Raw genomic sequence first — 13,596 nt, forward strand, 5'->3', positions numbered from 1 at the left:
CCACGCCATCCTATTGGCTCTCTCCGGTCAGGCGAGGGCCTGTTGGTAATGCCTGGGACCGGGGGTCCTGAATAGTTACCTATAAAGGAGAGAAAGACATGTCCCGAAAAAACCTGCAAAAAAACCTTTCCTATGATGATCAACGCGGCCTGTATTATGTGACCGTTTCTCAAAACGGGCGCCGGCAAAGCCAGACCTACCACACCTATCAGGATGCGCTGGCAACCTTGTATCCAAGTATTTCCCGTGATATCAGACCCGGTGGACAGCCTACCCCCGTCCCTTCTGCCACGCTGGGACAATGGCTGAACTGGTGGCTGTCGGAAGACGTGGCCCCCCAGCCGGGCCGCCAGTACCGTGTATGGCTACCAAAATATTGTGCGCCGTCATTTGCTGCCTGCTCTGGGAGACATTCCCCTCAAAGCCCTCACCCCTCTCCAGATACAGACATACCTTTCCATCAAGCTGGGCGAAGGACTATCCGCTAACACTGTTTTGAAACACTATCACTTACTCCGTACCGCACTGGGACAAGCGGTTCACCTGGGCCTGCTGGAAGTAAATCCCTCCTGCAAGGTAACACCACCCCGGCTGAATCCCACTCAGTATACCTGTTATTCTCCCCAGCAGATCCGCATCCTTTTCAAAGCTACGGGAGGAACTCCCCTTGGGCTGGCTATAAGGCTGGCAACCTATCTCGGCCTGAGGCGCAGTGAAATCACTGGCTTACGGTGGCAATGCGTAGACCTGAAAGCGCATGTCATACTTATCCAGGAAGTACGTACGGAGGTGGGCGGACGAGAGGTTCTGAAAGAACCCAAAACCAAACGCTCCATCCGGAGGCTAGGGATCGGCGGCTGTACAGAACTAATCACGGAGCTGGAACGTGCTTGGACCATCCGGAAAAGCGATGATCCGGCTGAATTTGTGCTTCTTCGTGCTGATGGGACACCTCCCTCTCCTGACCTGCTAACCCGGCAAATGGCATGTTTGATAGAAAAATACCGCCTGCCGAAAATCACGCTCCACGGCCTGCGGCATTCCTTTGCCTCCATTGCCAACAGTCAGCATATCCCCATGCACGATATCTCTCACATCTTGGGCCACAGCTCCATCACTGTCACAAGTTCTATCTATACGCACTTATTCGATGAAACAGAAAGCACGACTTTGCGGATAGTCGCAGAGGCTATCCGGGGCTGATGCTACCAAAAAAAGCCTCTGCTCATTGGGACACAACGGCTATAAAAAAACACAGGGGAGTATATCACCTCTGTCAGAAGGAAGGGACCGGGCAGTAAATTCAAAAGGAGTAAAAACCCCTATGAAGAAGTTCCTTTCTCTGGTTCTGGCTCTGGTTATGACCATGTCTCTGGTCACCATCAGCGCCGGCGCCAAGGACTTCACGGATGGCGACAAGATCCAGTATAACGAAGCCATCGACGTGGTGTCCGCCGTGAAGATTGTCGACGGCTATGCCGACGGCAGCTTCAATCCCTCTGCCACCCTGACCCGTGGCGCTGCTGCCAAGATCATCTGCAACCTGATCCTTGGCCCCACCACCGCTGGCGCCCTGGTGGCTGACGCCGCTCCTTACAGCGACGTTCCCGCCAACAGCACCTTCGCTGGCTACATTGCTTACTGCCAGAAGGAAGGCATCATCGATGGCTACACCGATGGCACCTTCCGCCCCACCGCTCCCCTGACCGGCTATGCTTTCATGAAGTTCCTGCTGGGCGCCCTGGGCTATGACAAGGACGTCGAGGGCTACAACGGCAACAACTGGTCCATCAACGTTGCCAAGCAGGCCCTGAACATCGGCCTGGACGACGGCCTGGTCGAGGACTTCAACGGTGTCAAGCCCGTCACCCGTGAAGAGGCCTGCCTGTATGCTTTCAACACCCTGAAGGCTACCATGGTCGAGTACAAGAACAGCAGCACCATCGTTGTTGGTGACATCACTGTTCAGACCAACTCCACCGCCACTGAGGTCGACAACAGCGGCGTTATTCAGACCATTAAGAACGATACCAAACTGCAGTTTGCTGAGAAGTACTTCCCCAAGCTGAAGAAGAACCTCGGCGCTGCCGCTGATGACTTCGGCCGTCCCGCCACCGTGTGGACCCTGAAGGCTGAGAAGATCGGCACCTATGCCAACACCCCCGCTGCTACCTATGCCAAGAGCGTGACTCTGGGTGACATTTACAAGGACCTGGGCATAACCACCAAGGACACCACTGCCTCCGTCTATGTCAACGGCGATACCGTTGATTACACTGTGACTGTCCAGAAGGGCAGCGACACCAAGCTCTCTGCTGTGGACAGCAAGATCGGCAATGGCACGATCGTTGAGGCCTACCTCAATGATGACACCAACCATGTTGACATCGTGGCCATCTCCGTCTATGCCGGTGAGATCCAGAAGGTCACCAAGGCTACCGACAAGAAGGATGCCTATGTGGTCGTCAATAAGCTGACCGGTCCCGCTATCGCTGGCTTCACCTCCAGCAACCACAACGAGTTCACTACCACCGCTTTCGAAGAGGACGATGTTGTCCTGTTCACCTACTCTGAGACCGCCAACGCTATCAAGACCGTTGCCAAGATGGAGTCCGTTGAGGGCACTCTGTCCGAGCGCGAGATCGGCAAGAGCCTGACCGTCGGCGGCACCACCTACAAGCACGCTCTGAACATCGGCTTCGATGGCTTCACCGAGACCAGCATGAACAACAAGTCCTCCTACAAGGTGTTCCTGGACGCCAACGGCTATGCCCTGTACGTCCGTGAGACCGAGTTCGTGGTGGGCGATTACGCTCTGGTCACTGCCATTACCAACGTCGCTGGCGGCTGGGACGGCAACAAGGCCAAGCTGGTTCTGACCGACGGCACTGAGAAGACTGTTGTTCTGGATAAGGACTACACTGCTACTGTTTCCGGCGGCGACATCGTTACTTTCACTGCCAACGATGACGGCACCTACAAGCTGAAGGCTGTTACCGGTGATGTAAGTCTGGCTGTTGACGGCACCTTCACCATGACCAAGAACAAGGCTGCTGTCACTACTACCGCTGGCACCAAGTATGCCGACAGCAAGACCGTGTTCATCGTCAAGGATGGCTCCAACGATTACAAGGCCTACACCGGCATTAAGAATGCTCCCTCCGTGGCCACCGACGCTGGCAACCAGGTTGCCTACTACTGCAAGGACGGCGACGTTCTGTCTATTGTCTATGTTCAGGCTATCGCTGGCAAGGTCACCCAGAGCAGCAAGGACGTCGTGTTCATCGCTGGTAAGTCCGTGTCCAAGAGAATCGTTGACGTGGATGATAACTCTTACTACAAGTACAACGCTGTTGTGAATGGTGAGATCACCACCGTGAAGATCGAGGATACCGCTACCACCGCTGGCCTGACTCCCGGCGCCAAGACCAACGTGATCTTCAACAGCATCAGCACCTCCAAGGGCATGATCACCAACAGCACCGCGTATGCTGGCGACGGCGTCACCACCATCAAGACCGAGAGCTATGCTTTCGGCGTGAAGAAGCTGAGCGGTGAGTACACCATCGGCATCTACACTGCTGCTGGCAACACCGGCCTGGTCCGCTGGACTGTGGCTAAGGACGCCAACATCTACCTGGTGAATACCGATGGCGACATCACCGAGGTCGAGCTGGGCGATGTGGTCACTGACTACAACGACGCTGTGATTTACACCATTGATGGCGGTGAGATCACCAACCTGTTCGTCCAGGAAGTTGACGACTGATTTTCAGTCGCACATGATCGAAACGGATAACCGTTGAGATAAGACAAGGCCCCGCTCCAAAAGGAGCGGGGCCTCGTTTTGGCTTTTAGAAACCGTTCAGTGATCTGACAGGGTCAGATTACTTCTTAATGGTCCAGTACACGCCGGTGATCTCCATGTCGGAGTTCAGGCTGTAGGCCAGATAGTTGTAATAGGCATTCACGCTGGTGGTGTCGCCAGTGCGCAGAGCGGACCGAGTGGTCTCCTCCAGGTCGCCGTGGGTGTTCACACGGTAGAACACGCAGTCGTCAGCCAGAGTGAAGGTGCCGTCGCTGAACGTAATGGAAGTGCCGGTGACCTTCTCAACGCTGGTAAGGGAGCCGCCATTGTTGGAGGAAGAGATGCGGGTGGTCTTGCTCAGGTCGATGGTGTAGATGTTGTTGTCCACAGCATAGGTGCTCAGCAGGACGCCCACGTTCTTGGTGCTGGCCAGGATGGTGTCAACAGCGGTCTTAGTGGCGCCATCGGTGTAGTCGACCATGATGCCGTCCTCAACCAGCTTGCCGTCCACGACAGCGTCGAACACGTAGTAGGAGTTATTGCCGTCATCCCAGAAGTCAGCGCCCTTGTCGGACTTCAGGAAGATGGTCTTGTTGCTGCTCTCTTCCACGGGGCCGTTGGTCACGATGTAGACCAGCTTGGCATAGGTGTCAGTGGACTTCTGGTAGACACTGTACTTGATGGTGGCATCGGTGCCGAGAGACACTTCCTTCTCGATAGTGGGCATCTCCTTGACGCCGTTGTAGACCTTGAACTTGCCAGCGGCGTTCTCCACAATGATCAGGGTGTCGCTGTTGATGAGGGTGCTAGCGGTATTGCTCCACTTCAGGTTGTTCTTGCTGGTGTTGTTGCCGATGGCACTCTGGGAGGCAACAGCAGCGGTCAGCTCAGTAGCGCCAGACAGCTGGGTCAGGACGAGCTCGCCCTTGGAGTTGGTCTTATAGGTGACCCACTCGTTCTCCAGAGCGGCGCCGGTAGTGTCGGTGTAGTCCTTGTCGGACTTGCCGGTCTTGACGGTGCCGTTGGTCAGCAGCAGCTCAACACCGTAGCTGGTGCGGCCATAGGAGACCTCAGTGCCGGCGGACAAAACCAGAGCGTAGTTCTTCAGGTTGTCCTCGCCCTCGTCGAAGTACAGGGCATAGCCGTTGGCGTCCAGATAGACGTTGGCGGTGGTGGAAACATCGGAGGGAGCCAGCTTGGCAGCGGCCTTCTCACCGTACTCATAGGTGGTGCCGTCCAGAGTGAACTTGCTGTTGGTGCCGATGGAGTTCACGGTACCCTGGACGGTCTCAGCCTTGGCGGCGTTCTTGATCTCGCCCTTGCCGGTACTGGCAGTGACCAGGTCGGCCTTATAGGCGTTCTTCAGGGAATAGTTGAAGGTGATGATATCCTCAACACTGAAAGCCTCGCTCTCGAAAGCGTCGTTGTCCAGAACGGTCACAGCGGTGTCATTCTTGTAAGAGTCGAGGGTATTGGGGCCAACGGGAGCCACATCAGTGGAAGCCTTGGTCTTGCCGGAGGCCTTCTCAACGCCGATGACCTTGCCGACATAGGTGTTCAGGACAACGATGGTGCCGGGAACATCCTTCTTGTCAGACTTGAAAACCTCGACAACGCAGCCCTTGCCGGTGCCGACCTTGGTGTCGGTATCGCCCTTGGCGACGGTGATGGTGCTGGCATCCTTAGGAGCACCGGCGCGGCCGGCGGTACCATCGAAATCGTTGTCATAGTTCTCGGCCAGAACGCCGTCGATGTAGACAACGAAGTCGTCGGTGGTGGAGGTCAGCTTGACATCATCATAGATATCAGCAAACTTGACCTTGCCGACATAGGTGGCATCGGGAGTATCGACATAGGAGCCGATCTTGTCGCCCTTCAGAGTCCAAACGTGAGAGGGACGCATGAAAGCATCGCGCTCACCTTCCTTGACCAGCTTGGTGAAGTACTGCTCGGCGAACTGGACGAAACCGTCGCGATCGATGTTGCCGTCGTACTTGTCGCCGGTCTGAACGTTGTTGTTGGCAACGGTGACAGGCTTGGCCTTGGAGCTGCCGATGGTGACCTCGGCGCCGCCCACGCTGACGGTGGTCTTGGCGTCATAGTCCACCAGAGTGCTCTTCAGGGTGTTGAAGGCAAACAGGCAGGCTTCCTCACGGGTGACGGCCTTCAGGCCGTTGAAGGAATCGACCATGCCCTTGTCCAGGCCGATGCCCAGAGCGGTCTTGGCGACCTGGATGGACCAGTTGTTGCCAACAAAGCCCTCGATGGCGGCGTCATAGCCCAGAGCGCCCAGCAGCATCTTCATGAAGGCATAGCCGGTCAGGGTGTTGCCGGGCTTGAAGGTGCCGTCGGCATAGCCGTTGATGATGCCGGCCTTGGAGCAGTAAGCAATGTAGCCAGCGAAGTTGTTGTCGGCGGGGACATCCTTGAAAGGAGCCGCGTCAGCGGACAGGGAGGCGGCGGTGGTGGGGCCAAGGATCAGGTTGCAGATGATCTTGGCGGCAGCGCCGCGGGTCAGGGTTGCCTGGGGATTGAAGCTGCCGTCGGCATAGCCGTCGACAACACCAATGGCGGACACCACGTCGATGGCTTCTTTGTAGTTGATCTTGTCGCCATCCGTGAAGTCCTTGGCGCCGGCGCTGATGGTGACCAGGGACATAGTCATAACCAGTGCCAGAACCAGAGAAAGGAACTTCTTCATAGGGGTTTTTCCTCCTTTTGAATTTACCGAATGTACAGCCTTTTCTGACTGGGGAGATATACACCCCTGCCCTTCCGGACCGCATGTTCGGCATTTGAATTTTGCGGAACGCCCCCGGCCGCCGATTCCTCCGGCACACATACCGTGGCTAGCCTAACCCGTATCTGAGCCGGCCTTACCGTCGAACGGTGTTGTTCCACGGTTGCATCTTAGCAAAAGGAAAAGCGGAGCGCAATAGTTTATTTGGTTTTGTAATATAACTGTAACATTGTAATAAAGGCGGAAAAATACCCCGTCGACGACGGCCGGCAACATTATTTACATGCTTACAAACAACGGTAAACGCCATGCTTTTCCTTTCAGGGTACACCGTCTGCCAGAGCTTCTTTTATATAGTGATCCAGCAGCAGGCCGGGGCAAACCTCGTCTCCTGCCGCAGCGCCGCGGCAATGACAGGGCCGCCTTTCTTTTCACAGAATGATTTTGCTACATAAGTATAACCTGATTACATGGGGAACCGCATACCCATACATGGCCTTTTGGACAGGCCTCACGTGAGTTTTGTCCGGGCTTTCAGCCCTCAACAAAGCAGGAGAACGCCGGGTAGTACCGCAGAGGAATGGGCTGGCCCAGGGCGGCGGAGCGGTTCTTCAGGATCTTCAGTTCCAGTTCCCGGGGGTCCTTGCGCTTTTCCTCGTCAATGTTGAAGCCCTGGCGGCCGGCGCCACGAGCCTGAAGGCCCAGAAGCACATCGGCAGAGTAGTCGATACCGCCGGACTCCTTGAAGGCGTTCATGGAGACCTCTAAATTATAGTTCTCCCGGTTGAAGGAAGAAATGGCGAAGATGGTCAGCTCGTACTGGCGGGACAGCTTTTTCAGGGCGCAGACAATGCGGTCCAGGTTCTGCTTGTCCGTGAAATGGACGTCCACCGGGGCGATGATCTGCAGGTAGTCGATGATGACCACGGGCTTCTCCCCCGTCTCAGCGAGGTGGCGGGCAACCTCTTTTTGAATGTAGTCCAGCCCTGTCTCGTGGTCGCCCTCCCGGAAATAGAGGTGGTTTGCGTAGGAGGCGTAGCTGGTCTGGGCCAGCTCCAGATGGGCCTTTTCCTGGGTGGTGTAATTGGCCCAGCGTTTGCCGTCCAGGACGCCCCGGGCGGTCTTTGCTATGCGGCGCCGGACAGAAGTATCCAGCTGGAAGCTCTCACGGGAGATGGAACGGGCCATCAGCTCGTAAGTCATCATCTCAAGGGAGAAAATGAGCACGTCTCTCCCCTGCTTTGCCAGCTGATCGGCGATCTGCATACAAAACGCCGTCTTGCCCAGGGAGCTCACCGCGCCGATGACATACAGACCGTCATACAGGCCGCCGTCCAGGGCCTCGTCCAATTTCTCAAAGCCGGTTTTCAGAGCTGGGCGGCTGGCTTGCTTTTCGATGTAGGCCCGGAAAGCATCCATCTGGCCGGCCGCAGAGCTCTCCGTATACGGGGGCGGCTGGTGCGCTTCCCAATCTGCAACGCACTGGGACAGGAAACGGGAAGCCCCTTCCCTTTCAGAACAAAGGAATTCGTTGAGGTCTTTGCCCACGGGCACCGGGGGACAGCGGTACAGCCAGGGGAACTCGTCCGTCAACGCTTTGGCCCAGGCCTCCCCTGCTGTGTCATTGTCTGTCAGGATAAGGATTGGGGCCGGCTTGGGGAGCTTTCGCAGCAAAGCGGCGGCTTTCTCCCGGTTGCCGGAACCGTTCAGAGCGCAGGCGGGATAACCCAGCTCCTCGGCAGAGAGGGCATCGAAAGTGCCCTCCAACAGGAAAACCGGGGTCTCTCCTGCCGTCAAAAGCTGGGGCTGGAACAGAGGCGAGGGCTGGCCTTTCTCGTTCAGATACCGCTTTTCGGAGACGGAGCGGCGGACGCAGCGGCCATTCTCGCAGGGCAGGACAACGCAGTCACGCTTCGGATCATAGCCCAGGTGAAAGCGGGCTACGGTATCAGCAGACAGGCCGCGCTGGGAAAAATAGGAAGTTTCCTCGCGGTGGGCAAAGCAGTCGTCCAGATAAGAGGGAGAAATCGGTTCTTTGCTCAAAAACGAGGGGGCGGAGCCCCCCTCCCCTCCCCGTCCCTCCGATTCAGGAGCGGCCCGCCAAGCGGGCCGCTCCGCGGAACCGTCTCCATAGTGCTTACTGGCGGAGATGAGGGCTTCCAGCGGGGTAGAGAGGTTGTTATCGATGGTCAGGAGGTCGAAGAGGTCATAATCTGCGCCGCAGGCAAAACAGTGAACCTTGTTCCGTTTGTGGTCGAAGCCCATGGAGGGGTCACGGTCCAGGTGGGCTGGGTTCAGGCAGCGAAACCGCTTTCGGGGGTCAATGCCCCTTTCATAGAGGTAGTCGACAATGCGTGGGCGAAGACTGTCAAAGGTGTCTGGCATAGCAGTGCCTCCTTGAAATCGCTTGCTAAAAGTTTTTTCGGTTCCTTTTTTACAAAAAAGGAACAAAACCTATTGTAAGTATAACATACCGCCCCGCGGGGAACGTAGTTCCGCGGGGCAGTAAGATATCTTAATATATCTATAAGGGGATTTTCGAGCAAAGAAAGAAAAAATGGAAAAGTTCGGCGGATTTGGTGTTGCGTTCACTTTTTTTAGAAGATTCCGGGTATAAAAGTCTCAAAATTCGGGAAAAATCAAAAGGGCTGTCATCGGGTTTCCGCACGATGACAGGTCGCCTTTGCACGACATGAAGTCGGCTTGACACGGGTCGAAGTCGGAACCGGACAGGAATTTCAGCTCTTTGTGGAAAGGTTTCTCCACATTCGGGCTGTTTATGCCCAGTTTTTCTCTGAAATCAGGCCGGAAAAGGGTTTTTTGTGAAGAACTTTTGCATGATTTTTGCACATAGTCTGTCATCTGTTGTTTTTACATAGAGCAATTCTGACTTGACTTCGTGCAGTTCACTGTTGTTCTTCTTCGCTTTTTTTCTTGCGGGACTTCTTCCCTTCCAATTGTTTTGCCGTCTTGGTCTTTTCGATCTTCTGGATGTAATTCTGCATGGTCTCGTCAATGCCCACGTTTATCCGCCCCGCAAGGAACGTATTGATGTCGTCGTAGTCGAATTCCATCCGGATGGAGCCGCCGGAGATCTTTTCAATCTCCTCCACCGCCTTATTGAAGGGCCGGATGATGGCCTCGTCGTAGTTGCGGTTCTTGACCTCCTCCTTGGTGGGCAGGCCGATGTAGTGGATGATGTCCTCGATCTTCACCCGGAACATGCCGTCGTTGTCGATGGGGGCCTTCCGGGCGCGGTAGAACAGATAGAACGCCAGACGGTAGGCGTTTTCGCTGAGCTGGCCCATCCAGTCCGGAATGAGCTGGTAATACTGGGTCAGAAAGTGGCGCACATTCTCTGCGAAGGAAATGCGGATCTCGCCAGTGTACTTCTTGATGGACGCCTCCGTGGCGAGATGGGTAATGTAGAAGGATTCAAAGTATTTTTTGAAGGATTCGGCGGTGATCTTCATGCTTGTGATAGACTGCATGTCCTTCTTCAGCTGGCGGTAGGCCGCATCTCTGGATTTCAGGCCCGCCCATGCCATGTACTCTTCGATGGTGAAGGTGGCGGTGTTGTTCCGCCAGTTGTCTGCGTTGCCCCGCATGAGGGTGTAGATCAGAAGGCGGTGGGCCGTCCAGCTCAGGTTCTTCGTGTATTCCGTCACCGCCTCGAACACCAGCGTCATCTCGTAGTCCTTGTTGCGGTAGCGGATGTTCTGGTTGCCGTAGGCGTCCGGCTGGTCGTAGGTCACCGTGATGCCGTTGGACGCCGGGTGGAACTCCCGGCCCCGCTTCATGTTGGCCCACACGCCGCAGATGAAGTAGGTGGCCGGGCTGTTACCCAGCACATCGTACTCCTGCACCCGCTCCGCCACCGTGGTCTCGAAGATGTTCCGCAGGGTGGACGCGAACCCCACGCTCTCTGGCGACCCTTCCGCGATGACGGCGGCCACGGCCTCCGGCGTGGACAGGTCGTGGGTCTGGAGATATTCGTCCATCAGGGGGTAGATGTCCCCGAAGTCGTAGGTGTTCATCTGGTTCTTGAATTTGCGGGGATGGTCTTTCTCCAGAGGCTTCAGCTTCTGGTAGGTGGACAGCATCTCCTGGAACTGCTCCGTCTCCAGGAAGCGCAGGGGCGTGTCCTGTCCGACAGGCTCGGGGAGTTGGGCCATGGGGCGTCCCTCCTTTTCGGGAAAAGAGTATTTTTCAAGGGTAGTGTAGCATAAAAGCGGAAAAAAAGAAACAAAAAGTTTGCCTGTAACAGAGTTGTAAGGTTGGCGACCCCGGACAGGACTCACATGAGACTTGTCCGGGTTTTATTGCGAAGCGCTTTATGAACGAACGCCGTTGATGATTTTGCGGATCTGGCGTTCACTCAGCCGGAACTGGGCCGCCAATGCCCGGTAGTTGCCGCCGTCGAACCGGGCCCGGATCTCCCGGTCACGGGCGTTCCGCTCCAGAGATTCCCGCTTGGGGATGTACAGGCTCTGGCCGCCGCACAGTAGCGTCAGCTGGGTGAAGGCCTCCATGCCGATGGCTTCGGCAATGTCCCGGTATTCCTCCGGAATGTCGCTCATGGGGATGGCGCGGACGGTGGTCATGTAAGGGGTTGACATAGGTGTGTTCTCCTTTCGGTTGTATGGAAATTAGATGAGTCGGACAGGACTCATGTGAGACCTGTCCGTTTTGATGAGGGTGTTTACAGGTGCAGGCCCGACAGGTTCGCCGCACGGGTTTGCTTCCGGGCAAGGGTGCGGGCGCCCTCCAGAGCGTCCGGGCCGTCGTCGTGGGCGCCCAAGGGAAACTGGGAGAGCTGCTGTAAAAGCAGGGTCTGGTCTTTGCGGAACAGGATGTAGCCGTTCTTCACGTCGGGCTGCAGCGTCTCGATGCGCATGGTCTTATCCTCTGTGGCTCGGACACCCTGAATGGGCAGGTACAACCCCTGCCGGGCCGACTCCCGGGCCAGCTGTTCCTTCAGGAACCACTGGAACTGGTTGGTCTCCGCTCCGAACAGGCAAAAGCCCCGGCCCGCCTCCCGGCGGAGCTGCCGCTCCTTTTCCAGAATGTCCGCGATGATGCGGTCGGGGTGACGGCGCTGGATGTCCGCGTCCCAGACGTAGCCAAGGCCGGTGTCAGTGTCTACCGCCAGCGTGATGATGGCGGAATAGTCGCTGTTGGCGCTGCGGCCCAGCGAGGGGTCGCAGTAGCCGTAAAAGCGGAAGGACGGGGAACGGAAGTTGAGTTCAGCCGGGTTGTAGTACCGGAACCACTGGGACGAGAACAGGCAGGCTGCCGGGTCGATGGGCTGGTTCTGCATCTCCGAGTTGAAGGCCGACTCCCCCTCCGTCAGCCGCATCAGCCGCAGGTCGTAGTAGCTGAGCTTTTCCGGCCAGAGCACTTTGGAGCCCTCCAGCATCTCCTTGCGGTGTTTGTAGAAGAAGGTGTGGGCCGTCTTTTCCCGTTCGGGGTCGGCCAGGTCGGTTGCAAGGCGTTCCCAATCCCCCCACAGGGGCGAGGGGGCGTCGGACAGGACAGCTTTGTACTTACGGGATTGAAAACCGGGGTTTTCCAAGAGGTTCGCCAGCAGGGAGTCGTGGTGCAATATGGTACCGATGACCAGGATGTCCGTGTAGCTGTCTCCCGACTTGCAGACCGCCTTCCAGAACCAGTCAGCGGTCTTTTGACGCTGCTCCGCTGTGCGGACACCCTCGTCGTTTTCGATGTCGTCGCAGAGAATCAGGTCCGGGCGGCGCTCGTAGTTTCGCCGACCCCGGAGCTTCTGCCCGCTGCCCACCGCATCGATGCGGCAGCCGTTGGCAAGGACGATGGAACCAGTCTTCCAGGTCTTGCCCGGCTGTTCCCCGAAGTCTGCTAAAATGCGCTCGTTCGTCTCCAGCTCGTTTTTGATGGCGTCGAGGAAGCTTACCGCCTGGGCCTCTGTGTCCGAGACCAGCAGGATGTACCGCTTGTAGCCGTACAGGGCGGCGTGGAGGACGTTTTGCAGGCTCATCACCGTGCTTTTGGCGTGGCCCCGGGGGGCCGCGATAGCTGACCGGGTGCCCTTGTCCGTCAGCATGACGGCGCAGTCGTTGACCGGATCCCGGTTCTTCATCACCCGGCGCCGCCACAGGGCTGAAAGCTGGCGGTGGAACGAGGGAGAGGGCCGGGTAAAGTAGTGGGAGAGGTAATATTTACCAAATTCTGACGGATCCCGGGCCGCTTTTCGAAATGTTTCCGTGGATGACAAGTAAAAAACGCTCCTTTCGTTAGGGTGGAAACACCGTACCGCCAGTGGGGGATGGAGGATAGGGAAGGGGTTTCTGGGAGAAGTCCATCTAGGAGAGGGGGCGGAGGGCGGTTTGTTGCACGTGTTGCTACACCTGTAAGCAAATAAATGTGATTTTTTGTATTATGGAGCAAAGCTGATTTACATAAAACAACCGGATTCCCTGTTGCAATGCGGGAGAATCTATGTTACCTTTGTCTAGCAAATAACGATTTCTGACACTTCGGGTCAAAATGTCAAAAAAGACGCGCCTGGGAACGGCGCGGGAATGGGTCGGATATGATTTTTGGCGAGAGTATCTTGGGAAAGCTGGCGATGACCTTCGCCATGGCGATGGTGCCGGTGGTGGAGCTGCGGGGGGCTATCCCCCTGGGCGTGGCGGCCGGACTGCCGCCTGCCGTGGCTGCTGTGACGGCCATGATCGGGAACATGGTGCCCGTGCCGTTTATCCTGCTGTTGATTCGGAAGATCTTCCGGCTGCTGCGGAAAATCTCCTGGCTGGGGCCGAAAATCGACGCCCTGGAGCAGCGGGCGCACTTAAAAGGGCGGACGGTGAAGAAGTACCGGACACTGGGTTTGGTGCTGCTGGTGGCCGTCCCTCTGCCGGGGACCGGGGCCTGGACCGGGGCGCTGGTGGCGGATGTGCTGGATATCCGCATGAAAACGGCCTTGCCCGCCATCGCGGTGGGGGTTATCATCGCGGGATGCGTCATCACGGCGCTGACCTGCGGCGTTGTGAGTCTGTTTTGAGCAAGAAAA

Annotated in this window: 8 protein-coding genes; 3 read left to right on the forward strand and 5 right to left on the reverse strand. The window is 56.8% G+C overall.

Going from position 1 to position 13,596, the window contains the following annotated elements; all coding sequences use genetic code 11:
* The first annotated feature begins 357 nt into the window (after window positions 1-357).
* Both JQM68_RS11365 and JQM68_RS11370 read left to right on the forward strand, forming a co-directional pair.
* Window positions 358-1,203: a tyrosine-type recombinase/integrase gene (locus tag JQM68_RS11365; RefSeq protein ID WP_235223118.1), complete on the forward strand. Its 846-nt coding sequence runs from the start codon at window positions 358-360 to the stop codon at window positions 1,201-1,203.
* A gap of 121 nt (window positions 1,204-1,324) precedes the next feature.
* A complete protein-coding gene (locus tag JQM68_RS11370; protein ID WP_235223119.1) occupies window positions 1,325-3,769 on the forward strand; it encodes an S-layer homology domain-containing protein in 2,445 nt (814 codons plus the stop codon).
* A 118-nt stretch (window positions 3,770-3,887) separates the two neighbouring features.
* Here JQM68_RS11370 and JQM68_RS11375 read toward each other — a convergent pair whose 3' ends face one another.
* From JQM68_RS11375 to terL, 5 genes are all read right to left on the reverse strand, one after another.
* Window positions 3,888-6,509, reverse strand: a complete 2,622-nt coding sequence (locus JQM68_RS11375; RefSeq protein WP_235223120.1) for an S-layer homology domain-containing protein — start codon at window positions 6,507-6,509, stop codon at window positions 3,888-3,890.
* Between the two features lie 573 nt (window positions 6,510-7,082).
* Window positions 7,083-8,933 (reverse strand): DnaB-like helicase C-terminal domain-containing protein, encoded by a 1,851-nt coding sequence (locus JQM68_RS11380; RefSeq protein WP_235223121.1) that lies wholly within the window; start codon window positions 8,931-8,933, stop codon window positions 7,083-7,085.
* Window positions 8,934-9,454: 521 nt separating this feature from the next.
* A complete protein-coding gene (locus JQM68_RS11385) occupies window positions 9,455-10,723 on the reverse strand; it encodes a RepB family plasmid replication initiator protein (RefSeq protein ID WP_235223122.1) in 1,269 nt (422 codons plus the stop codon).
* Between the two features lie 159 nt (window positions 10,724-10,882).
* On the reverse strand, window positions 10,883-11,167 hold the full coding sequence (locus JQM68_RS11390; RefSeq protein ID WP_235223123.1) for a Mor transcription activator family protein: 285 nt from the start codon (window positions 11,165-11,167) through the stop codon (window positions 10,883-10,885).
* Window positions 11,168-11,250: 83 nt separating this feature from the next.
* A complete protein-coding gene (terL, locus tag JQM68_RS11395) occupies window positions 11,251-12,798 on the reverse strand; it encodes a phage terminase large subunit (RefSeq protein ID WP_235223124.1) in 1,548 nt (515 codons plus the stop codon).
* Between the two features lie 318 nt (window positions 12,799-13,116).
* Here terL and JQM68_RS11400 point away from each other — a divergent pair, with 318 nt between their 5' ends.
* Window positions 13,117-13,587: a COG2426 family protein gene (locus JQM68_RS11400; protein ID WP_235223125.1), complete on the forward strand. Its 471-nt coding sequence runs from the start codon at window positions 13,117-13,119 to the stop codon at window positions 13,585-13,587.
* Window positions 13,588-13,596: the final 9 nt, after the last annotated feature.

It is taken from the genome of Oscillibacter valericigenes, assembly GCF_021531435.1.
GTDB lineage: Bacteria > Bacillota > Clostridia > Oscillospirales > Oscillospiraceae > Oscillibacter > Oscillibacter valericigenes_B.